Raw genomic sequence first — 24,971 nt, forward strand, 5'->3', positions numbered from 1 at the left:
TCATTCCTTTTACTTAATGGCATATATACGATAAATCAATTTACCAGGCGCCGGAAAACGGCCTACGCCAACGGCAATAGTATGATTGAGCCAGGCGTATTTCGGAGAGCTGGTTTCAAACACGGGAGTTGACCTGAAATAATATTCAGAGAGCGGAAGTTCATTGCCCTTCCCTATACGCATTAAAGCAGAATTTGCTGCACTCGCGTAGTTATAGCCGGTATAGGCGATGTAAATAAGAGCGCCGTCATCTGTTTTAATGGTAGCACGGACATCCATTTTAAAAGTGGTAGAATCTACAACAAGCCCCCACTCTCCGCTACAGTCTAACATTTTGCCATTAATTTTATCACCTTTTATAGCACCCTCCTTAAACGGAAAAATAAGTCGCGTTCCTTTCAACACCGGTCCTATCGCCTGTGGTGGGTTGACGGTGATTTCCAAATCAAATAAAAATTCTGATTTAAGCTCCTGCGCATTTACCTGTGCACAAAAATAAATAGAAAAGAATCCAGCAAGAAAGATTACTTTTTTCATTTTATCGTAGTTTAATTTAAAATTGATTTACTATAAATCATAATGAAACATACCGCGGGTATTGAATTTTAGTCTGCTTTAACGGAAGACGAGTCAAAGAAATCACTTACTTCACCGATAGCTGTCCTGGTACATCTCATAATAATATCCTGCAAATCGGCGCCCGGACTGTGCAGAGGGTCAATGGCCTTTACTAATATTGTCCTCAGGGTAAAAAGTTCTGATCTGTTAAATTTTGTGGACTCTTTTACCAATTCAAGTTTCATCCGCTGCTCCTGCTGATCTTGTTTGGGATTAAATATTCCATTTAGCTGGCTGCATTGGTCGCAGACACCATTTTTGTTTACCAGGGCACACCTGTTATCAAAAATGTCAGTCATCGTATCCCTGGAAAAGTTCAGGAGATGTTTTACAACCCCTGCTGTCTTATCCAGAATGAGACAAATTTCTTTGACCTGGAAATCGTAAATGTCTTTTAAAATCAGCGCTACCTGGTTTTCTATGGGTAAGGTTTTAGAGATGCAGGTGAAACAAAAGTCGATGTGTTCTTTCATTTCATAAGCCCCGGCATTGGAAGTCTGGTGAACAATCCTGAACGACTGCTGGATCTCCTTGGTACCGATGGCTAAATTTGCACCCTGATCCTGCGCATCCGCCGGCCATCTCTTTAATTTTCTTAAATGATCATAGGCCAGGTTGGTCGCTATTTTAAATACCCAGGATTTGAGAGAGGAATCCTGGTTGAAGGTGGATATCTTGTCGAATGCCCTGATGAAGGTATCATGCGTCAGGTCATCCGCGTCATTCCGATCCGTTAATAAACGATAGAGATATGATTTCAGCTGGTTTTGAAATTCGGCAAACAGCGTCTGGAACGAGTTGATATCACCGGCCAACGCTTTTTTAAGTATTTCTCCTTTTTCCATTTAATCAATTTAGTGCTTCATCATAAAGCAGGTTGCAGGCTTTTACAGAAAGACCACAACCCACTAAATATATTATAATAAATTAAGTTTCCCGCAATCAAAATCAACAATATGACTATTGAAAGCCACGCCATTTTCAGAAACGAGGAAAGCAGCGGTTTCGCCTAGTTGTTTTAATGTTGGCCCTGATTTCAGGATATTAAATTTTGTGTATCGCAAAGCCATTTCTTCCCGGGAAATGCCTGATAGTTCAGCAAAATCACTGATCATTCCCGAGATCTTCTTTGTCTCCAGCAAGGCGCCGGAGCAAATGCAGACGGACTTGATTCCATGCTGGCCAAACTCGGCAGCCATTACTCTCGTCAACCCTTCAATGGCCGCGCAGGCGGAGGCAAATCCTGCCATATTGGGGGTCTTCGTTCTTGACATGGAGGCTGTAAACAGTAAGATGGTGCCCTCGGAACCGGATTGGATCATATGCTTTGCAGCTACTCTTGAAGTTAGGAACTGCGACCCGCAAATTCTTTGTAAAGGATTCAGGAATTGTTCGAAAGTGACCATTGTCGTGGGGCTGCCACTACCTGCATCCTTATAGTAGCTCCCGATACCATTGAACACCATATCCAGTTTTCCGTTGTCCGCAACCACCTTTTGTAAATAGTTGTCGATCTCCGTCTCGTTCAATGCGTCCACCTGGCCGGCTTCCGCTTGTCCGCCATTAGCCCTGATCTCTTTGGCCAAAGCTTTTACAGCATCCAGGTTGGTGGCGGTAACATACACCTTTGCTCCATGTTGGGCGAATGAACGGGCAACTGCTCCTGCTATTTCTCCCGATGCCGCAAATACCACGGCTACTTTGTCTTTTAAATTATCCATTTTGTCTGGCTTTCTCTTTTTGACGATTGAGCCGCGCAAAATGATCGGGTTTTTGTGAAATAATTTTAAGTTATTGATTACAAGGACCGTCTTTGAAGTTGTTTATAGTAAAAAACGGGATATAACTTATCGCTAAGTAATATCCCGTTTCATTATCCAGGCAACCAATGATGCTCAAAAATCATCCTCTTCGTGGTTACTAAAACCCGATTTGTGTACTATCCGCGTTCCAATCAGTATTCAGCGATACCTTGAATCCAAAATGAGGATCTATCTCGGGTCCGAAAAGCTTACCGGTAATGATCACCTTCTTATTCCATTCATTAGTGAATCTTACTTTCCGCTCCGCCATTATATGACCGCTTCCATCCCAGGCAGTAATAGTGGCCACCATGGGTGCTGTTCTATTCAGGATAAAGCGTTCGAACTTTGTGGCACTCACCCTGACAAAAGGTTTAATGATCTGGGGCCTGTCGATGTCTGGGATAGCCGGGTCTGTGTAAACAGCATCCGTTAGACCTGTGTTAAAAAAATAATAGCCACATTCTTTATCCAGGCTCACTTCAATACCCTGGTTGGCATTCGCATCTAAAATATTTACTTCTACCTTACCAACAATCCTGTCGAGTGCCCTTGCAGCCACAATGGTATCCGTATTAACATTAATCGTGAACTTCTTATAAAATGCTTCTTTTTGCCAATACCACCTTACCACCCTAAAACTCAGGTAGGCGGAATCAAGCGGAAATGGCTTTGGCTTCCGATCCGGATAGCCGGCATTTCCCAAAGTATCAGAGCCGTTGAACGGCATATTAAAGGGGGAAGCAAACATCACAATCGTATAAGGTCCTCCTGGCTGAAGAGAATCCTTAACGGTTCCAAAGGCACTTCCAATGGAAGACTTCTGAAATTGTCTGCTTACTTCTTTGCCGCGGTTATCATAAGCCAGGTACCAGAAATACCGGACATAACTTCCCATAGAATCGGTAGCCGCCATCTTCGCGCTGCTACTGGGTAAATCCACGGTTTCCTGTGTAAAACCTGTTGCGCTGAATGTAACGGCTACTTTTCCTTTCGGATCAGATGTGGAAGGATTTTCAAGAGGCTTGTCGTTCTTTGAGCAGGCAAAGAATAGCAGGCAGAGTGCAATCGCACCTACGGACATGGCTTTCATAACAATGTTTGGTTTAAAGGTTTCAAAAAAGAGATATGGTTACTTAATAAATAAAAGACATGATTACTTGGCTTGATATGGTCAGGCTACAATAAAAAAACAATATTCTAAAATAGAAATTTTTAGAATATTGTTTTTTTATTTTTGAGATGATTACAAATGAAGTATCCCTTTTCTGATCAATATATTCCACGCTTCTCCCCTGCCACAATAGCAACAGAAAAAACTTATCTGCAACGAAAAGTAAAGAATGTATATCAGATCATGGATTCTGTAAAGTCCAGTGTTGATTGGCACCATCTACCCAGTCCCATACCTGAATAATCCCGCCATTAACATACACAGTAGTGGAGGAAAGGTCCAAAACTTTGCCACTACCTACATTGATGAAGGCTTTACCGGAAATTTTCCACTGTTGATTGCCATACTGCAACCATGACCATTGCTGTACCCGGCCACCATTCTGGTAAGCAGTGGACGCCTGTGCCTCCAGCACCTTTCCGCTCCACACGTTTGTAATAATGTAAGCGTCATTGCCCAGGGCAGTGAATATCCATTTTTGATTGTCTTTATTCAGGTACTCCCATTGCTGCACCTTTCCGCCATTGTTATTGATCTCTGATAATTCGACCTCCAGTACTTTACCGCTTTGTTCGTTCACGATCCTGTAAGGACCACTAAGGCGGCCCACCGGCAGGCTGGCCAGTGAGGGAGCAATAGAGTTACCAGGTGCGGCTGCTGTAAGTGCTGGTGATTTCTCTTTTTCGGCAGTAGTTAGCGCTGCTTCCTTCCTGCAGGAAGACATTAATAATGTGGCAAATGCAAATAATAACACGAAGTTGATTCGTTTCATAAATAGGGTTGTTTTAAAATGAAGAAAGGGTTTAATAGTTGTATAAGGTTTTCTTGTGTCAGATAACGTTCAAAGCAAAAATAAGGGGGCCTACTGCAATGACTTTGCTATAGAGGGAGCGTTCATCATGAGGTTTTCACCGGGCGCGTAACGATCACTATCTAAATTTCCAGATTCAATAATTGTGATTTTGTTAGCATTTAAATAAAAAAGGATACTTACCTTTATTTGTATGTTACGGACCATCTTTTTTGCTGCTATTTTAATGTCGGGCATGACTGTAAATGCACAGATAGACTCATCTTTCGGGGCTATCAATGGCATGGAATCTACCTACAAACACCCTCACCAGGTAAGCGATACCAATAACATCCATCAAAAATGGTTTGTTACAAAATATACAGGCGTTTCCACCGGCTTTGTAGCATTTAAAGGAGGGAGCAGTTCTTTCCTGTCAGTACCTTTGGCATTGCAGATTAACCGCCGACTGACCAACAACCTGTACGCCTTCGGAGGCGTATCRGTAACACCTTCTGTTTTCCGTTACAACAGCCTGCCTTATCAACCTGCGGTTAACAAGGGCAATAGCTTTATGCAAACGAACAACTTTGCCGCCTATTCGGATGCTAAAATAGGTGTAATGTATATCAGCAATGACAAAACATTCTCCATTTCCGGTAGCATTGGCGTAAGCAGAGGCAGCTACAGTGGCTATTCTCCCTTTTATGCCCCGATGTACGCTCCTATGCGGGGAAATACGCAACGATAAAGTATTTAGCCTTTAATTGTGTAGACAGTGTCGACACAATTAAAGGAAGTAGAATTCAATTTGTATATGAAATGGATTACCCGTGAGCGTCCCAAAATTGACAGACTAGCTTGTCCCTGGCTGATCAAAAGATTTGTAGACCAGGAGGCAGAGTTTATATACGTCCCCTTCAATGAAGTGCTGTCCAAAGCGGCTGAACTGAATGCCACGCCATTTGATCTCGCTGGTGTTGAGTACACCCATTACGATGATTTATGCACCTTTGATTACATTATAAAGAAACACAACATTGATGATCCCGCTATTCATGCCCTGGCCCCTATAGTTCGGGGGGCAGATACGGACAGACATGATCTTGCTCCCCAGGCTGCTGGTTTATGGGCTATCTCCGCCGGTATGGCGCATGATGAGCCGGATGACTATCAATTGCTGGAAAAAGGAATGCTGTTGTATGATGCTCTCTATAGCTGGGCCAAATACCTCCAGCACGTAAAGCACACCCAACAACCGTTCGAGAACCAACTACTGGATATTTTCAAGAAATTCCTTCAGGATGAAAAGGATAGCAAGAAGGTGCCTCATTGGGCAAAGGAACTAAAGGAAATCATCCAGGACCAGATAGATACTAATCTCAACCTTAGCCTGAAAGGATTATCTGAAACGTTACAAGTCCATCCCGCCTATCTTTCAAGGGAGTTTTCCAAATATTTTGATGATCTCACCTTTGGAGATTACATCCGGAAACTACGGATAGACAAAGCTATTCAGCTACTCACCAATACGTCTCACTCCATGACGGAGATTGCCTATCTGACTGGTTTCTCTGATCAGAGCCATTTTACCCGGATTTTTAAGACCCATACCGGCAAAAGTCCATCTGCCTACAAAAAAAGTTTGCTGAAAAAGTAAAAACTATACAAAACCTTCGTTTTCATTCTATTTATTGATAATGGATAATCCGACTTTGTAGCCAAATGGAGCTATCATGAAGTGGATTGCCCGTGCCAGCCGTAGGGGAAAAGCTATACGATGCCCTATACAGCCGGACAAAGTATCGGCAGGACGAAAAACATACCTGGCATAAAACATTAGTAAATAGTAATGGACAATAATAACACCGCGACTTATAGCCTGCGCCAATTAGTGCTTTATTTTCTTGGATTAGGCAGCTGGGGCTTCGGCGGCCCGGTTGCTCTTGCAGGCTACATGCACCGTGACCTGGTTGAAAAAAGAAAATGGATTAGTGAAGAAGATTATAAAGAAGGGCTGGCATTAGCCCAGCTCGCCCCCGGCCCACTGGCCGCACAGTTGGGCATATACATTGGATATGTACACTATCGTATCCTGGGGGCAACACTCGCCGGGTTAGCATTTGTGCTGCCATCGTTTATTATAGTGGTAACCCTGGGATTTATCTATACGCAGTGGCAGGGTATTCCCTGGATGCAGGCCGTATTTTATGGGGTTGGTGCAGCTGTCATTGGCATTATCGCTATGAGCGCCTATAAACTAACCCGTAAGTCAATTGGCACAGATAAGTGGCTGGGCGCCATTTATCTCATTACAGCCGCCTATACGGTATGGAAAGAAAATGAAAACGTGTTGCTTTTCCTTGGCGCCGGAATTATTTACTGGTGGGTAAAATCTCCAAAGAAGAAAAAAGCCCTCCCAAAGAAAAAAGCCGGAGAACTTATTAAATCTTTTTCATTCCCGCTATTGTTCAATTTTTCATTCGGCGCATCTGGTAATACACTTTGGCAGATCCTCTTATACTTTACTAAAGCAGGAGCATTGGTTTTCGGCAGCGGTTTAGCTATCGTTCCATTTCTCTATGGTGGTGTGGTAAAAGAACACGCCTGGTTGAATGAGCAACAATTCATGGATGCAGTAGCAGTGGCTATGATTACCCCCGGCCCGGTTGTAATAACCGTAGCATTTATCGGGTTCCTGGTGGCCGGCTTTGCCGGTGCCTGCGTGGCTGCTTTTGGCACCTTCTTTCCCTCTTATGTTTTTACAGTGGTGCCTGCACCTTATTTCAGAAAATATGGAAAACATCCCGGCATAAAGGCTTTTGTTGATGGTGTTACTGCTGCTGCCATCGGCGCCATATCCGGTGCCGTGATTGTATTAGGTAAAAGATCACTGGTAGATGTTTACACGATTGCCCTGGCTATCATCACGGTGATAGTGCTATTACGATTTAAAAAATTGCCTGAACCGGTAATCATATTAGTGGCGGCAGGTATCGGGCTTTTACTAAAGCATATGCAATAACATGCACAGGATGCAATTTCTTAAGTCCGGACTGCTCTTTGGAGGTACAGGAATCTTACATGCGAACGGCGCACTGGCTTACAGCCACCAGGAAAAAAATATTGAAAAATTAATTGATGCTAACGGAGCCTTGGGAATGTTGGATAAATTTAAGGGCTATATTGCAGAAACTTCCCAAAACAGAACGCCTGAATGCTGAAAGAAAGATCGGATAAGACTACTCTAAATAACTTATAAATGAACGTTTACCATAAGCAGGTATTTATGTATGGTTGCTTAATCATGCTGTCTTTACCGGCTATAGCGCAACAAAGAACCATCCATATTAAGGAATTACTATCCCTGGTGCAATCACAACCGCAGGTGAAAGCATATGAGCAACAATCCCAGGCGGCACAGTATAATGTAAGTCTTGCGAAAAACTCACTGATGCCGGAACTAACCGCTGGTTACCAGGCGGGATATGCCACCTACAATAATATTATCGGGGTTAGCTATCCGGGGTTAATCTCTCCTATGACCGGCCCGCCTTCTACCGGAAATGTATATGATCCGGTTCCTGGTACTGCTGTAGCAGCCTTGTTGAAATGGAACCCGCTTACCTTTGGGCAGCGACAGGCGGCTGTTGAAAAGGCAGCAGCACAATATAAACTGGCGGGCACTTATTACAATGATGCCCTTTTCCGGCAACAGTTCCTTGCTATAACATCCTACCTGAATGCAGTGTATCTCCATAAGCTCCTGCAGAGTTATGAAGCCAATATCGAACGCACTAAAGTTGGACTACAACAGTCCCTGGTATATGCACAGCAAGGCTTACGACCCGGTATTGACACTACCCAATTCCAGTCAGTGCTGGCCCAGGCGCAAACAGATCTGATGACAATACAGCGTCAGTACTATGCAGAAATTTCTGAACTCACACGGATAACTAATTTACCTGAAAAACCGGATGGTATTGTATTATCAGATACTTTGCTGATTAATCAATTGCCTGTTGATGCAGACACCTCTTCCGGCTTTGCTTCCCACCCTTCCCTTCAGTATTATCAGACTAAAAAAGAAGTCAGCGAAGCTGCCCTCAAAGAAGTACAACGGGCATGGCGACCTAAACTTGATCTCTGGGCCAATGCCTTTGCGCGTGGTTCCGGTGTGCAGCCAGATGGATCTGTCAACAAAGCAGATGGCTGGTCTTTATCCCGTAGAAATTATGGCGCCGGCGTACAGATAAGTTTTCCCATCCTGCAATTTTCACAGGTAAATCTCCAGAAAAAGCAGTACAAGCTGCTGCTTAAATCAGACGAGGCACAATTGGATCAGGTCAAACTAAACCTGCAAAAGCAAAAAGAAACTGCACAATTTAATTATGAGCAGAACTTATCTATTGCACAACAATCGCTGGTACAGGCCCATGCTGCACGTTTCGCCTTTGATGGGTTGAAGCTTAGTTATGAAAGTGGTCTGATAGATTTTACAAGGCTGATTCAGGGGCAATATGATCTGCTAAAAGCCGAAGCAGGTGAAGCCAATACCTTTTTGCAGGTATGGCATTCCCTGTTGGAGCTGGCAGCGGCAAATGGTAACCTGAATGTATTTACAGATAAACTGAAATAACGATACGCGCTTTATGAAACTAATCATTTCGGCATTAAGGCATCCCGTCACCATACTGGTAGCAGTTATTGCCATCCTCTTTTTTTCTTTCCTGTCTATCCGCAATGCGAAGGTCGATATATTCCCCCGCCTTGGTTTGCCGGTAGTATATGTTGCACAGCCTTATGGCGGGCTGTCTCCCGAACAGGTAGAAGGATTTGTTACTTCCTATTACGAGTACCACTTTCTATACATCACAGGTGTTAAATATGTAGAATCTAAAAGTGTTCAGGGTGCTGCTATTATTAAAATAGAATTTAACGAAGGCACAGATATGAGCCAGGCAATGGCTGAAGTAGTTGGGTATGTGAACCGTGCAAGAGCTTTTATGCCCCCAGGTACAGTACCACCATTTGTTACCCGTTTTGATGCAGGAAGTGTTCCCGTAGGACAATTGGTTTTCAGTTCAGAAAGCAGATCATTAGGTGAGATATCGGATTTAGCTTTGTTTAAAGTACGACCCATGTTTTCTACATTGCCAGGTGTATCTGCTCCTCCTCCATTCGGTGGTAACCAAAAAACGGTGCTGATTACGGTAGATCCTGAAAAGTTGCGGGGACATAATCTTTCACCTGATCAGGTGGTGCAGACCATCGCTAAATTTAATACCATCTCCCCCGCCGGTAATGTTCGCATTGGTGATACCACCTATATCACTCCACAAAATAGTGTCATTGAAACCTTGCAGGACTTGCAGAATACGCCGCTGCAATTAGGTGCAGGTCCGGCAGTATACGTAAAAGATATTGCCAACGTAACGCTGGGCGCAGACGTTACCACCAGCTATGCGCTGATTAACGGTAAACGCTCTGTGTATATTCCGGTGACCAAACGTGCAGATGCCTCCACCTGGGATGTTGTACAGAGAGTGAAAGCATCGTTGCCGGATATGCAGGACGCCATACCAGCAGATATTAAAGTTACTTATGAATTCGACCAGTCAGGATACGTTATTAACTCGCTGAAAAGCCTGTTGTTTGAAGGTGGCTTAGGAGCCATACTTACAGGACTGATGGTATTGCTGTTTCTCGGTGATCGCCGTAGTGCATTGATTGTTATAATGACTATCCCATTGGCCCTACTCTCTTCCGCCACGTTATTATATCTCACCGGTCAAACAATCAATATCATGACGCTGGGAGGATTAGCCCTTTCTGTAGGAATACTGGTAGATGAAGCCACGGTCACGATTGAAAATATACATCGGCATCAGGAAATGGGTAAAAATAAAGCTCGTGCCATCGCAGATGCCTGTCGCGAAATAGCCGGACCAAAACTACTGATCTTACTGAGTATTCTGGCCGTTTTTGTACCGGCTATGTTTATGAATGGTGTTCCCAAAGCGATGTTCATGCCGCTGTCGTTGGCAGTAGGATTCGCTATGATTGCATCATTCCTGTTATCTCAGACTTTTGTACCGGTAGTAGCCAACTGGTTGCTGAAAGATCACCTGAATAACAAAGACGAACAACAGGATAAAGGATTTTACTATAAAATAAAACAACGGTATGCTGCCGCTGGGCAACGGTTCCAATCGGGTTTCGGATGGGTCACAACATTATTCCTGGTTATTTCAGTCGGTCTGGTTTTGCTCCTGTTCTCATTTACCGGAACAGAACTATTCCCACAAACTGATAGCGGACAAACGCAGGTCCGCTTACGCCTCCCTGTTGGTACACGCTTCGAGCGAACAGAGGATGCCACCCGGCGACTTTTATCTTTGTCCGACAGCATTGCCGGCAAAGGAAATACGGAGATTACATCGGCCTTTATTGGAACACAGCCTTCCAGCTTCCCCGTAAACTACATTCACTTATGGACAAGTGGACCACAGGAATCGGTTACTAAAATAAAACTAACGAAAGATATTATTCCCATTGCCGTTTTCAGGGAAAAACTACGAGCCGCTATTGCCAAAGAAATTCCTAAAGCAAGCATATCATTTGAACCGGGTGACATCGTGGAACAGGTGCTAAATCTTGGTAGTACCAATCCGATAGAAATAGCTGTGGTGAACCGTAATCTGGCAGAAGGCAGAAAAACAGCACAGGTATTATTAAATAAATTGTCTGCCATTCCTTCTTTACGTGATCTTCAAATATCCACTCCATTGGATTATCCGGCCATCCGGTTAGATGTAGATAGAGTAAAAGCAGGACAACTGGGTATTTCAGKAGATCAGGCAGCGCGCTCAATTGCTATAGCCACTTCATCCAGTCGCTTTACCTCGCCTAATTACTGGCTTGACAAAACAACTGGTACTGCTTACCAGGTGCAGGTGCAATATCCGGAGTATCGCATGAACAGTACAGCGCAACTGGAAGCTATTCCAATATCCGGAGGCATTGGCAATACACATTATTTGAGTGAAGTAGCTACCTGGAAGCGCACTATTGTTGCAGGAGAATACGACCGGCTTAATCAGCAACGTTACATTACGATTACCGCGAACGTCCACAAACAGGATGTAGGAACCGTTTTCAGTAAAGTAAACAAGATGGTTTCCGGCATGGGAAAATTGCCAAACGGAGCCAAAATCCTGCTGCGCGGTCAGCCGCAGTTGCTGGAGCAAACGCTTACCAGTCTGCAATTTGGATTATTGATAGCCGTGATCGTGATCTTCCTTGTAATGGCTGTTTACTTTCAATCCTTCCGGGTTGCACTGGCTACTTTATCCATTATACCAGCGGTAGTTGCCGGTTCGTTGTTGTTCCTTTTAGTTACTGGCAACTCCTTAAATATTCAGTCATATATGGGTACCATCATGGCGGTGGGCGTAGCCATTGCAAATGCAGTACTTTTTATTACAAACGCTGAATTTAACAGGAAAGAAGGCATTCCCTTCGGCCATATGCGGGCAGCCGAAGCGCGGTTACGTCCTATTTTAATGACGAGTGCCGCAATGATAGCAGGAATGATCCCGATGGCTTCAGGCATTTCGGAAGGAGGCGATCAAACAGCTCCATTGGGCATCGCGGTAATCGGTGGACTACTATTCTCCGCTATCGGTGTGTTGTTTTTTCTACCTCATGTATATCAACTGATCATCGGCAGAAGGCCATTTAAATATGTTTCTTTAGATCCGGATGATTCAAACAGTACTCACTATGATAAACAGTAATAAAAATAAACTCAATTATATGCGATCCATCGCGTTCATTAGTGCCATTGTAATATTAGCAGCTTGCGGTAACGTACAGAAACAACCGGAAAAAGAAAGCGCAAGTGCCGTGCAGGATACTGTGCCCGTATTTGTTTTAAAACAGGATACTGTTAAAAAAACGATCGAGTTGCCAGCGGAACTGATTCCATATGAAAATGCAGAGTTGTTTGCAAAAGTACAGGGCTTTGTACGTGCCATGAAAGTAGATCTGGGCGATCGTGTAAAAAAAGGACAAACACTTGCCATTATAGAAGCACCGGAAGTTAACAGCCGGTTTGCAGAATCAGAAGCAGCTTTACAGTCTGCTAAGGCTAAGTGGGCATCCAGCAGAGATAATTATGACCGGTTGCTTCGGGCATCCCAGGCCAAAACACCTGGTATTGTAGCACCCGTGGACCTGGAGCGTAGTCGCAATTTAATGCTGGCAGATAGTGCTACCTATGTAGCTGCCAGTAAACAATCGCAGGCATACAAAGAAGTGTCCGGATACCTGTATATCACGGCTCCTTTTGACGGTGTAATCACTGCCCGTAAAGCCGACCCCGGATCACTGGTAGGTTCCAATGCCATGTTACTCACTGTGCAGAATAACCGGACCCTGCGCCTTCGTGCAGCGGTGCCTGAAATCTATACGGCTGCTGCCAGCACTTCAAAGAATATCGATTTCCGGGTAGATGCTTATCCCACACAACGTTTCAAAGCAGTGCTTGCCCGCAAATCGGAAACGATTGATCCTGGCACCCGCACTGAGTTATGGGAATATCAGGTAGATAACAGTGATCACTTACTCAAAGCAGGCTCCTTCGCTTATGTAAAGATTGCCCTGGAACGCGGTACTTCATCATTCATAGTCCCTTTTGCAGCCGTTGCCACCACCCAGGAAAAGAAATTTGTAATCCGCGTTCATCAAGGCAAAGCAGAATGGGTGGACATCCGGCAAGGCATGACTGTTGACGCAGGCATTGAGATATTTGGCAACATATCCGTTGGCGATACCCTGTTAAAAAAAGCTACAGATGAAAGAAAACCAGGTAGCACGGGCCTTTGGGTATTGAAACATTAAGTTTAATGATGCGATATTCTTTTTATCGTATGCCATCCTATAAAGAGCCGGAATACCAAACAATATAACTGTTACAATAATATCAGCTATCCGGGAACGCCTTTTCTTCTGGCATTCCCGGATATTTTTTTGTTTTCATTTTACATATCTGCCTCTCAGCCATTATTCTTCCGCGGTATTTTTCATTTTCATCAGAAGGGAATAAGCACCTTTAACCACGATTTGTTGGCTCGCCAGATTATCGGCATTTGCTGTTATAATTTCAATGTAACCATTCTCATGGCTGCCTGTCTTAACCGGTAACATTTCAAAAATGTTATGCTCTTTCCTGCAAAAAACAAATTCCTTATTTTCAAAACGCACCACCGCAGCTTCCTGCAGTGACCAGGTACTGTCATTCGCGGCTTCAATATCTCCATTCATATACGTACCCGGTATCAATGATTTATCATATTGCTCAAAATGACAATGTACCTGTACACTTCTTTCCGCAGAAAGGTCTTGACCGATAAGAATAATCTTGCAGTTATATTTTTTCTCAGGATTGGTATTATTATAGGCTTTTACCGTTTGACCGATAGCCAGTTTGTTTAAATCTTTTTCAAATACCGTCAACGCCAGGTGAATATCTGTAGGATTTACGATTTCAAATAACACGTCTGATGGATTCACAAACTTACCTACGTTCACATTCACTTTAGATACGAAGCCATTTATGGGAGAATATATATTTACACTTCTTGAAATACTGTTTTCATCAAGTTTAGCAGCATTGATCCCTATTAACTGTAATTTTTCTGCTACTGATTTGTTCAGGATTCGCATACTTTTAAACTCTGCTTCGGTTTGCTCAAATAGCTTATCACTGGTGGCTTTACTTTGATTAAGCTCCCGTTGACGATTATACTCTTTTTCGAGGTAGGCCAATTTTGCCTTTGAAGTAAGGTAATCCTGTTGTAGCTGAATGAACTGCTGATCTTCCATGACTCCTATTACAGCTCCTTTGCTGATGTGCATACCTGGTAAGAGATTGGTGGATTTAAGAAACCCACCCAACGGAAAACTAATGCTAACCATATTCTGTGGCGGCACATCAATTTGCCCGTTTACTTTAATGACGGCGGATATGCTACGTTTCTCCGGGTGCGCTGCGACGATACCTGCATTTTTCAACTGGGCATCTGTCATTTCAATGAGGTTTTCTTTACCGGCTGCTGGCGCCTTTTCTTCTTCTTTAGGTTTGCTGTTACATGCCGCTAATAAACAGGATGTAGCTATTATGACGATAAACTGTTTCATGAATTTTGTATTACCTGTTTAATRAAGAATTGGATTCAATGATTGACTGGTTCAGATTATTCACGGCATCCAGGTATTCATTCTGAATACTAAAAGCCTGATTGTTCAGCATCACCCATTCCAGGTAACTGATGTCACCATTTAAATACTGCAGGTTAGCGGTTGCAATAATGGTATCAGCGTTCTTTAACCCGGATACTTCATAATATGTAACCGCCTGCATCGCTTTTTTGTATTGTTTTGCTGCCTGATCGTATTGTAACTGCAACGCTTGTAATCCTTCCTGGTAGTTATTGACAGCTAGTTCCTGGCTGATCTTCTGCGCATTAATTTTTGCTTTCTGTGCACCAAAGAAAAGTGGGATACCCACCCCCAACTGTGCAGACTGAAAACGGGTGCCGCCGGAATATTCCTTATTATCAGCTCCCATACCCCTCATCGTCATATTGTTATAACCTAACAGCAAATCGGGCAATAATCTGGATTTTTCCAGTTTGTATTTTGAAATACTTGTTTGCTCCTGTTGCTCCAGCAGCTGCAAGTATGGGTGCCTTAAAAGTGCGGTGGTATCATCAGTAGCAGGTGCTGGCATTTTAAGGGGGCTATTATCCGGCTCCAGGTCGGTTGTGCTGTTTAGCAATACTTTTAACCTGGCCTGAAGGATGCCGTAGTCCTGTTGCAATTGTTCCAGCTGTAATCCAATCTGACCACGTTGCGTTTCTGCCGTGGTTTTCTCCAACAGATTACTTTCCCCGGTTTTGAAACGCAATGCAGCTTTTTCTAAAAAGACAGCATAAATGCTATCCGTATGATGTAGTAATTCGTTCTTGCTACGCAGGAATAATAGCTGATAATAAACAAATGTAACCTGTCGTCTGAGTTCCGTTTGTTTTACGGCAACATGCAGCATACCTTCCTTCCATTCTTCATTTAGCAGCATTTTCTGCCTGCTGTAAATAGTTGGAAATTTTATAGTTTGAGAGATGGCAAATTTATTGTCATTATAGGCGCTATTGATTTTACCATATTCACCCGTTATTAACGTCTGATTTGCGTCCCATCCGGACCCTTTCAATTTATTCAGATAATCTGCATTCAGTTTTTGGTTACGGATAGAAAGATTATTCTTCATTGCAGTATCCAGCGCCGCATTTAATGAAATAGGCTGCTGGGCCTGTGCATTCGGAGCTACCAACAGTAAGAATGGCAGTAATATGAGGGCTGCTCCCGGAAGATGTTTACCGGATTTCATTAAGTGACGTTTTTCAAAGATGATATAAAGCATTGGTAGCACAAACAAAGTAAGAAACGTGGCTATTACCAGGCCGCCAATAACAACCGTAGCAAGTGGCCGTTGTACTTCCGCCCCCGCACCATTGCTCAGTGCCATTGGCAGAAAGCCCAGGGAAGCTACTGATGCCGTCATTAATACCGGGCGAAGACGCACCCTTGTGCCCTTCAGTACAATTTCTCTCACATCATTCATTCCTTCTTTGTGCAGGCGATTAAATTCAGCGATTAATACAATCCCGTTGAGAACAGCAACGCCAAACAGGGCAATAAAGCCAATACCAGCCGATATACTAAAAGGCATACCTCGTAATGCCAACGCCAAAATCCCTCCAATGGCCGACAGCGGAATAGCTGAATAAATAAGAAGCCCCTGTCTGATACTGTTGAAGGCAAAGTATAGCATTAATAAAATGAGTAACAGGGAAACAGGTACGGCGATGCTTAAACGCTTCTTTGCCGCCTCCAGATTTTCAAACGCCCCACCATAAGTTATATGGTATCCGGGAGGCAATTTGATTTTGCCGGATATCTTCTGCTGCAATTCGGCTACAACAGTTTGTACATCACGGCCACGCACGTTGAATCCAACAATAATCCGGCGTTGTGCATCTTCCCGCTGTATCTGATTGGGGCCTTCCTGTATGGATACATTGGCTACCAGGTATAACGGTATCTGGGTTCCCTGTTGAGTTGGAATAAGCAGATTTTGAACGTCGGCAAGATTTTGTCGTTGCTGGCCGCTTAAACGCACCACCAGATCAAAGCGTTTTTCTCCTTCATATACCAGGCCACTGCTTTGACCGGCAAAAGCGGTGTTTACGATGCTGTTTATATCTTTAATATTAAGACCATATTGGGCTATTGCATCTCTATTATACTGTATCACTATCTGCGGCATACCAGTTACCGCCTCTACATATAAGTCTGTGGCTCCTTTTACTGTTCCGGCCACTGCACCTAACCGATTGGCCAATACCGAAAGGCTGTCAAGATCCTCCCCATAAATCTTACAGACCACATCCTGGCGGGCACCAGTCATTAGTTCGTTGAAGCGCATCTGTACAGGATATTGAAACCCGAAAGTCACACCGGGAATAGCTTCCAGTTCTTTTGACATTTTTTCGGTTAGCTCATCGAACGTTTTTGCCGAAGTCCATTCTTTTTTATCTTTAAGGATCACCATCATATCGCTGGCATCTATAGGCATAGGATCAGTAGGGATTTCACTACTACCTGTTTTTCCTACTACTTCTTCTACTTCCGGAAACTTCGCCAATAGTATCTTGGCTCCCTGAGAAACAACGGTGGTCGATGTCTTCAAACTACTGCCGGTAAGCACTCTTGTTTCTACCGCAAAATCGCCTTCTTCCAGCCGTGGTATAAATTCTCCTCCTAATAAAGACAGGACAAACAGGGCAACAGCCAGCATACCAACAGCAGAACCGATGATCAGTTTAGGGTAATTCAAAACCCGGCTCAGTACACGCTGGTACCGTATTTCCAGCTTTTCCATCATCCTGTCGGACCAGGAGAGTTTTGTCGGAATCTTTTTACTTAAAACCAATGCACTCATCATGGGTACATAAGTTAAGGAAAGAAGGAAGGCTCCGAATAGCGCAAAGGCGACTGTTTGTGCCATTGGCTTGAACATCTTCCCTTCTACACCGGCTAATGCAAAGATGGGCAGGTAAACAATCAGGATAATCAATTCTCCGAAAACCGCTGCATTACGCATCCTACCAGATGTTTCCAGCACAAGATGATCCATTTCCTGCTGTGTAATGGTTGTTTTATTGTAATGATGAAGCCTGAACATACACGCTTCGACAATAATAAGCGTACCGTCAACAATCAGCCCGAAATCGAGCGCACCAAGGCTCATGAGATTTCCACTTACGCCGAAGGTATTCATCATAATAACGGCTATCAGCATGGCCAGTGGTATCACTGATGCCACCAATAGGCCAGCCCTGAAATTACCCAGGAAGAGCACCAATACAAAAACCACAATCAGCGCCCCTTCCAGGAGGTTCTTTTCAACCGTGCCTATGGCGTTATTCACCATCTTCGTCCTGTCCAGAAAGGGGTCTACAATCACACCTTCCGGAAGCGTCTTCTGTATCTGATCTATACGTGTTTTGATGTTTTTAATAACCTCATTACTATTGGCTCCTTTCAGCATCATCACCACCGCACCGGATACTTCCCGTTCGCCGTTATAGGTCATAGCGCCGTATCGGGTGGCATATCCCAGGCGAACATCACCAATATCCTTTACGAGCAGCGGGGTGCCGTTGGTGGTATTTTTAACAACAATCTTTTTGATATCTTCTTCAGAGCCTACCAGTCCTTCGCTTCTGATAAAAAGTACGGTGGGTTCCTTTTCTATATATGCTCCCCCTGTATTCTGGTTGTTGGTTTCGAGAGCTTTAAATACATCATTGATAGAAATACCGTAAGATTTCAATTTGGTAGGTTCAACCGCGATTTCATACTGTTTAAGATAACCACCGAAGCTACTTACATCAGCAACTCCCTTTACACCCAGTAGCTGTCGGCGCACGATCCAGTCCTGGATGGTACGGAGGTCCATCGCGGAATATCTGTCCTCATATCCCTTTTTAGGACGAACAGTGTATTGGTAAATTTCTCCCAGTCCCGTTGTCACTGGCGCTAATTTCGGGACACCGAAACCAGATGGAATCTGGCTTTGTACTTCCTGCAAGCGTTCTGTTACCTGTTGCCGTGCCCAGTATACATCCACATCATCATCAAACACAAGCGTCACTACCGACAACCCAAACCTGGAAAAGCTCCGGATCTTATTAAGGCCGGGTATATTACTGTTTGCCTGTTCAATAGGAAAGGATATCAGCCGCTCTACATCAGGTGCTCCCAACGAAGGGGTAACCGTAATCACCTGCACCTGGTTATCTGTAATATCAGGAACCGCATCTATAGGTAATCTTGTGACCTCATATATACCATAACCAATAAGGCCCAATATAAATAGGCCAACAGTCAATTTGTTCCTGATTGAAAATTCAATGATCTTATTCAGCATATCGAATAATTGGTATACCTGTTCCACCTATCCTGGCCGATACAGGTACTAAAAAATAGAATCGCAGTAATTGCAGGAAACATAGCCACCGGCGCTATTAGCTTCCAAAATCGAGTATAGAAAAGGGTATATGTCATGTGGCCGCTCCAATGCAACTTGTAGTTATTGCATAGCAAAGACTGCCAGACAAAAAATGATCCGGTGAAAATTATGCTGATAAGGTTGGGGGGCCTCTAAAAGACAGGCTGGAACGAGCTTTCAGCGGAGGCGGAAATTCATGCTTCAGCTGATAACTTGTTTTTGAAACCGGATAACAAATAACTTCCGGTAAACAAACCGGCTCCGGAACAAAAAGTAAAGTTAATAATGGAAGTGTATGTTGTAGGTTGTTATTAGACGGAGAAGTAAAGCAGTGATCAATCAAATTAAGCGCAAACAGCCCATGCTTTTTGTGATCATCGTCCCGGTCATCATGTGAATGCTGTGCTGTAAACAAGTGATGATCATGGTCATGGTCATGGAAAACAAGGTTGTGCGCAGTAATTACAATTACTGCCAACACCAACGATATTTTGGTAATCCATGATCGCATGAGGCAAATATAGTTATTCTTTGAAAGAAATTTCATTAGTTAAACTACCCTCGAAAGTTTATTAGTCTATATGAATCAAAGGGCGCAGCGAATGTTTTATTATCGCACGACTTAGTATCCCGTTAAAACCCTGGGGAATATCCTTTTTTCAATATTCTCTAAAGACCCATACACTCGCATTTGTCATGCTCAAATCCCTACTACACTAGCTTTTTACCCCCGGAGACATTTTGATAAACAACCCCTTTATACCTGCTTTTTTTCAATAGTATATTTCTTTCCACAGCTTCCCCCTGGTAGGGAAGCAGCACTGCTATGGCCGGTTCTGACCTCCATACATTTGCTGATGCAATTTCATCGGGGTTATACATCCGAACCTCACCCCCCGCATCAAGTCCACCTCTCCTGCAATGCTACTACGGGTACATAGCGGGGGCTAAGCATAACACAGACGGTATCAACGTAATGAAAATACGGTAACTAGCCTTATTCCGGCAAACGGTTAGCTGAGTTTCATGAGGTTCACCGGAATATGGAGACACTGTTATTCGAAAAATATAGTTGCCATTTACAGCGGATAATCGAGGTCAAATAAAAATCTGCCCGGCTGCGGTAATGGTTTGCGCGGCAGCTTATCATTACGCATAGCAGCATTATAGATAAAAGCGGCTACGATAACGGCAGACTGCTGAAGGTCTTGTATAGCCAGGTGATCGTAACTATCCATATTGGTATGATGTGTTCTGGTTTCATATTCCAATGGGTCCTGGATGAACTGAAAACCCGGTATACCTACTGCCTCGAAGGATAAATGATCTGTACTCCCAGTATTGCTTCTGGTGATACCGGTGGCACCGAGGTCGGCAAAAGGCTGTAGCCAGCTACGAAAAACAGGACCAGCGGAATCATTATTCTGCAGATAGATTCCCCTGATTTTCCCTGTGCCGTTATCAAGATTAAAATAAGCAGAAACCTGCTGCTGCTCCGGTGACAACTTCATATCAGCGGGATTACCATAATGGTTTTTTACATAATTAAAAGAACCCAGTACCCCTTCTTCTTCTCCTCCCCATAGTGCAATACGTATGCTACGTCTGGGTTGTACACCCAATGATTGTAATATACGGATGGCTTCCATCATTACCGCGCAGCCCGCGCCATTATCTGTAGCACCTGTGCTGCTATGCCAGGAATCCAGGTGTGCGCCGATAATGACTACTTCGTTTTTTAATACCGGGTCTGTTCCCGGGATATCTGCTACCACATTATAGCCCCTGAGATCATCGGTATACCATTGATTGCGGATATCCATTTCCAGCCTCACAGGTACGGATGAACGAAGTAAACGCCGGAACCGGAGATAATCTTCTCTGGATACTGCCACTTCGGGTAAAGGCAGCTCATACCCTTTTACATAGCCACTTCTTCCACTTACTTCCAGCGTACCATCTCTTCCATTAGGTGACATCGATATCAAAGCCAATGCACCTTTTGTTGCGAGGTATTTTTTTACGGCTGCCTGTTGCTTGATTATTTCCTGGTAGTGTACTATTTCTTCGCGGCTCTCTATCATATATTTATCCGGTAAATTATTCAGCAGGCTATCCGGATACCGGTAAAGTGCGCGAACAGGCCGCAGCAAAGTATCATTTGTATTTTCTATAACGATTTTTCCTTTCAGGGCCGCTCCCAGTTGATCAATAGCAGCAATGGAAAGACTGTCCAGTAAAATAACATTACCTGTTACCAGTCCCTTGGTACTACTGCTCCAGGCTTTGGGATAGGCGATCAATGGCTGATAGTAAGGTGTTTTTAAAGCCACATAAGCATGTGCTGTACTCCAGCCTTTACCAAACTGTCCCCATGGCTCCAGTGTGGCATTCTTTAACCCCCATTGCTGCAGGGTTTGTACGGCCCATTTACCGGCCCTTCTGTAACCTGGAGAATTCGTGAGCCTCGGACCCGCTACATCTGTTAGCTGATACGCAATGTCTGCTACATGTGAATGTTCGAGTCCTTCCGTACGGATCTTTTGCATCATAGATAAGTCTACTGCTTCTTGTTGGGCATACAATGTTGTTGGTAGCAATAGGATTAGAACAAATATTTTTTTCATACAACGGGGGGTTAGATATATGTATAAATATAGCTAAATGGGAGCATATAAATAACCAGCTCCGTTAAGCTTCTTTTTAAATGTCACATGATAAAAAGAGGGGAAATATAATTGGATGCTTGGCTAAGAGCATCCGATAAGTATCGAACTTCCACTATTTTTATAGAAACCTGATTAAACTTAATCCATGAGGGTATTCTATCTAGTTTTTTTGAGCTTTTATTGTACCGTTATCGCTGCTAATTGCCAACATCCGGACACGTCAGCTAAGCATATACAGATGTATTTTAATGAAGCGGCGATCGCCACTACAAACCATACATCGCTATGGAATAGAAACTTATATGGTCCGATGTTACTGGTTAACCGGGAGACCCGCCAGGTCTACGCCAATGAGCCTGACAGCATCGGATCATTACAAAAAAACGGAAGTATTTATACCGGCATCTTACCAGAAAAGATAAACATAGCCAATACTGCGGTCAATTGGCAGGGAAAAACCTGGGCGATGATTATCCTACCTTTACCTGAAAACAAGGAAGACAGGCTCAATCTATTAACACACGAATTATTTCACAAAACCCAGGCAAGCCTTTCTTTTGTGGCAGCCAATCCTGCAAATAATCATCTTGATAAAAAGGATGGTAGGGTTTACCTTAGATTGGAGCTGGAAGCCATGTTAAAAGCATTACATGCTCCTGATATTTCCAGCAGGAAAAATTATTTAACAGATGCATTTACTTTCAGGAGATATCGTTATTTATGTTATCCTGGTGCAGATACCCTTGAAAATGCGTTGGAGCTGAATGAAGGTCTTGCAGAATACACCGGTGCTGTAATGAGTGGTCGAAATAAAGAACAGATGATACTACACTTTGATAAATCAGTTAATGAGTTCCTGCAAAACCCCACTTTTGTGAGATCCTTTGCATATCAGACTATCCCCATATATGGCTATCTTCTATACCAGATACAACCAGGATGGAACAGTCAAATTAAGAACAACACTAACCTTGCTACGTATTTCATCACCGCTTTCAACCTCTCTTTGCCTGAAGATATCAAAACAATTATTGCTACCAGGGAGGCGCAATATAACGGAGTTGCAATTATAGCAGCCGAAACAGAAAGGGAACAAAGGATCAGGCAGCAGTTAGCTGCCTATAAACAGGAGTTTGTAACACAGCCTCACACGGAACTACGTTTTGAGCAGATGAGTATTTCCTTTGACCCCAGGAATATTATTCCGCTGGAAGGATATGGCACAGTATATACCAATATCAGAGTGTCTGATAAATGGGGCATCCTAACCGTAACCAGGGGCTCATTGGTTAGCGCCTCCTGGAATAAGATCAGTCTTGGCCTCCCTGATAAAATTACCGGTAAGAAAGTAAATGGCAACGGCTGGGAACTACAACTCGCAGATGGCTACAACCTGATAAAAGAGGTATCAGGAAATTACAGCCTGCAGAAGTAAGTTTATAGTAGGAGAATTTTCCAATAATGACATCTTATGACGCTTTTACCAGTGAGGTGTACGCGGTGAAAATACTGGCAGCCAAATTAATGTATCCCGCAAAGAATACAAATAATATAGAATCCCTCTTCGATGATGTGGCAAAATTCCTTGTAACCCTTGACCAGCTTTATCTTGTAACCCTTGACCAGCTTTATAAAGATGGAGATGTGAAGAAGCGGCAAATTGTTGGTTCGATTTTCCCCGAAAAACTCGTTTTCGACGGAAGCTATTACTTAAACTTTCGCATACTATCGCATTTGGGAGATCAACTTGCATACTATATATTTAAGCCTGAGTTCAATTTTAGATGGGTGTTTGCGCCGTCAGTAATATCGTAGACCATCAAGGAAATGTAACTGGAATTTAGTATCTTTGACCGTAGATAGTATAGTTGTAAATAATTAATAATCAGATGCTTATATATGGGCAACCCAATTGAAGTACTTGGTAACACAGCAGTGAGAAATCTCAGGCAGGCGAAACTTTTAAGTGGCCGGCCCTTTATGATCAATTCTAAAGAATTGCCAGCACATCAGTGTTATCTTGAGTATCCAGGTGGTAAAATTTCCCTTATGACCTTAGCCCCCAATAACAGGGATTTCTTGCTTATTCGAGATCTTTCGAATACAGAAGCGACAAGAATAAGAGAACAATACAATCTACTATAATTGTATGCCTTCACTTTTCATTATCACAGGTTCTAATGGTGCTGGTAAATCTTCCGTAGGAGCAAGCTTTCTGCCGTTGGGAATACAACAGGAATGCTCTATTTTTGATGGAGATAAGCTATACATGCAAAAACAAAAAGAGCTGTGGGCTGATGGAATTCGTGCTCATAAGGAGGCCAAAAAACTGGCATTGGCTTTCGTTCAAGATACATTTGACAATCTTGTAGAGAAGGCGCTAACCGCCAATGCTAACTTTGTTTACGAAGGACATTTTACGAATGACGCTACCTGGGATATTCCGAAACGCTTTCGAGAGGCCGGATATCAAGTCAATATGATTTTTCTCGGTTTGGATGATCCTGATTTATCAGAATTGAGGGTAATAGACCGAACTAAGGAAGGGGGACATTATGTGCCACGGAACATTATTGAAGATAATTTTTATGGTAATCTTGAGAAATTAAATCAGCACTTTAAAGTATTGAATACACTTGAAATAATTGATACCTCAGAAAGTAATCATGTATTACTYGCACAACTTAAAAACGATAAAATAACATACTGCTTAAGCATTCATCAATTACCCCAATGGTTTATCAAATATCTCACTAATCTGACTTCACTCATAGAAAAATCTATTTTCTGATCGAACTTGCAGGGAGAAATTAGCTCACGCAGCATACTTACATAGATGCTTTCTCAATAGGTGTTCCGGCAAGATATAATTTCCAGGGTTCCCAATACATTTTGTTCCAACCGGCATCCAATCCTTCATAAGCATCGTCAGGTACATTAGCATGCACGGCGTGTAATAGCACATCCGTACCCTGCTTCTCCAGGTAAATAATAAATGAGGAATCGACCTCACTGCTGGACCAACTTTGAGCGCTCCATGTTTGCACAATTAGTCGATTAGGTATCAGCTGAAGGTTTTTTCCAGTAATATAACCGCTATGAGCGGAATAATTAATGCCTTCAGTAGCTGTAATTTCAGCTGGTGCCCCAGTGGCTATTGAATGTTTTTCGCCATCCATATAAATATCATAAAGCTCCTTAGGAGTAGTATTACGGAATAATACGTCCTGAATGATCGTTTTAGACATAATGGTAAGGTTTAGCCTAAGGTACACCG

The 24,971-nt window shown here is 43.2% G+C and carries 18 protein-coding genes; 8 read left to right on the plus strand and 10 right to left on the minus strand.

What is annotated here, in order from left to right; all coding sequences use genetic code 11:
- Positions 1–9: 9 nt before the first annotated feature.
- The 5 genes from AC1DP6_RS33220 to AC1DP6_RS33240 all read right to left on the minus strand — a co-directional run bounded on the left by AC1DP6_RS33220 (position 10) and on the right by AC1DP6_RS33240 (position 4,366).
- The gene (locus AC1DP6_RS33220) at positions 10–537 is read right to left on the minus strand and encodes a DUF3237 domain-containing protein (RefSeq protein WP_477058722.1); all 528 of its coding nucleotides are present in this window, start codon (positions 535–537) and stop codon (positions 10–12) included.
- A 68-nt stretch (positions 538–605) separates the two neighbouring features.
- On the minus strand, positions 606–1,463 hold the full coding sequence (locus tag AC1DP6_RS33225; protein WP_477058723.1) for an RNA polymerase sigma factor: 858 nt from the start codon (positions 1,461–1,463) through the stop codon (positions 606–608).
- A gap of 72 nt (positions 1,464–1,535) precedes the next feature.
- On the minus strand, positions 1,536–2,339 hold the full coding sequence (locus AC1DP6_RS33230) for an SDR family NAD(P)-dependent oxidoreductase (RefSeq protein ID WP_477058724.1): 804 nt from the start codon (positions 2,337–2,339) through the stop codon (positions 1,536–1,538).
- A 199-nt stretch (positions 2,340–2,538) separates the two neighbouring features.
- Complete coding sequence (locus AC1DP6_RS33235; protein WP_477058725.1) at positions 2,539–3,513, minus strand: hypothetical protein; 975 nt, start codon at positions 3,511–3,513, stop codon at positions 2,539–2,541.
- Between the two features lie 262 nt (positions 3,514–3,775).
- Entirely contained in the window at positions 3,776–4,366 is a 591-nt protein-coding gene (locus AC1DP6_RS33240) for an RICIN domain-containing protein (protein ID WP_477058726.1), read from the minus strand.
- Between the two features lie 232 nt (positions 4,367–4,598).
- On the opposite strand from AC1DP6_RS33240, the gene AC1DP6_RS33245 reads away from it, so the two are divergent.
- The 6 genes from AC1DP6_RS33245 (at position 4,599) to AC1DP6_RS33270 (ending at position 13,288) form a co-directional block, all read left to right on the plus strand.
- Positions 4,599–5,135, plus strand: a complete 537-nt coding sequence (locus AC1DP6_RS33245) for a hypothetical protein (RefSeq protein ID WP_477058727.1) — start codon at positions 4,599–4,601, stop codon at positions 5,133–5,135.
- Between the two features lie 27 nt (positions 5,136–5,162).
- A complete protein-coding gene (locus AC1DP6_RS33250) occupies positions 5,163–6,044 on the plus strand; it encodes a chromate resistance protein ChrB domain-containing protein (protein WP_477058728.1) in 882 nt (293 codons plus the stop codon).
- 192 nt (positions 6,045–6,236) lie between these two features.
- Positions 6,237–7,409 (plus strand): chromate transporter, encoded by a 1,173-nt coding sequence (locus tag AC1DP6_RS33255; protein WP_477058729.1) that lies wholly within the window; start codon positions 6,237–6,239, stop codon positions 7,407–7,409.
- A gap of 237 nt (positions 7,410–7,646) precedes the next feature.
- Entirely contained in the window at positions 7,647–9,023 is a 1,377-nt protein-coding gene (locus AC1DP6_RS33260) for a TolC family protein (protein WP_477058730.1), read from the plus strand.
- A gap of 13 nt (positions 9,024–9,036) precedes the next feature.
- Positions 9,037–12,183 (plus strand): efflux RND transporter permease subunit, encoded by a 3,147-nt coding sequence (locus tag AC1DP6_RS33265; RefSeq protein WP_477058731.1) that lies wholly within the window; start codon positions 9,037–9,039, stop codon positions 12,181–12,183.
- A gap of 19 nt (positions 12,184–12,202) precedes the next feature.
- Positions 12,203–13,288 carry an efflux RND transporter periplasmic adaptor subunit gene (locus AC1DP6_RS33270; RefSeq protein WP_477058732.1) on the plus strand — a complete coding sequence of 362 codons (1,086 nt, stop codon included), beginning with the start codon at positions 12,203–12,205 and terminating at the stop codon, positions 13,286–13,288.
- Positions 13,289–13,450: 162 nt separating this feature from the next.
- Here the strand turns inward: AC1DP6_RS33270 and AC1DP6_RS33275 are convergent, their stop codons facing one another.
- The 4 genes from AC1DP6_RS33275 to AC1DP6_RS33290 all read right to left on the minus strand — a co-directional run bounded on the left by AC1DP6_RS33275 (position 13,451) and on the right by AC1DP6_RS33290 (position 21,652).
- Positions 13,451–14,587 (minus strand): efflux RND transporter periplasmic adaptor subunit, encoded by a 1,137-nt coding sequence (locus tag AC1DP6_RS33275; protein WP_477058733.1) that lies wholly within the window; start codon positions 14,585–14,587, stop codon positions 13,451–13,453.
- A 10-nt stretch (positions 14,588–14,597) separates the two neighbouring features.
- A complete protein-coding gene (locus AC1DP6_RS33280) occupies positions 14,598–18,944 on the minus strand; it encodes a CusA/CzcA family heavy metal efflux RND transporter (RefSeq protein WP_477058734.1) in 4,347 nt (1,448 codons plus the stop codon).
- A gap of 208 nt (positions 18,945–19,152) precedes the next feature.
- Positions 19,153–19,503, minus strand: a complete 351-nt coding sequence (locus AC1DP6_RS33285; protein ID WP_477058735.1) for a hypothetical protein — start codon at positions 19,501–19,503, stop codon at positions 19,153–19,155.
- Between the two features lie 601 nt (positions 19,504–20,104).
- On the minus strand, positions 20,105–21,652 hold the full coding sequence (locus tag AC1DP6_RS33290) for a M20/M25/M40 family metallo-hydrolase (RefSeq protein ID WP_477058736.1): 1,548 nt from the start codon (positions 21,650–21,652) through the stop codon (positions 20,105–20,107).
- A 280-nt stretch (positions 21,653–21,932) separates the two neighbouring features.
- Here AC1DP6_RS33290 and AC1DP6_RS33295 point away from each other — a divergent pair, with 280 nt between their 5' ends.
- The gene (locus AC1DP6_RS33295; protein ID WP_477058737.1) at positions 21,933–23,129 is read left to right on the plus strand and encodes a hypothetical protein; all 1,197 of its coding nucleotides are present in this window, start codon (positions 21,933–21,935) and stop codon (positions 23,127–23,129) included.
- Between the two features lie 714 nt (positions 23,130–23,843).
- The gene (locus AC1DP6_RS33300) at positions 23,844–24,485 is read left to right on the plus strand and encodes an ATPase (RefSeq protein ID WP_477058738.1); all 642 of its coding nucleotides are present in this window, start codon (positions 23,844–23,846) and stop codon (positions 24,483–24,485) included.
- A gap of 37 nt (positions 24,486–24,522) precedes the next feature.
- Here the strand turns inward: AC1DP6_RS33300 and AC1DP6_RS33305 are convergent.
- Positions 24,523–24,971 (minus strand): SRPBCC domain-containing protein (locus tag AC1DP6_RS33305; RefSeq protein ID WP_477058739.1); only part of this gene is annotated, 449 nt, incomplete at its 5' end.

This window comes from Chitinophaga sp. 01L420 (assembly GCF_056399985.1).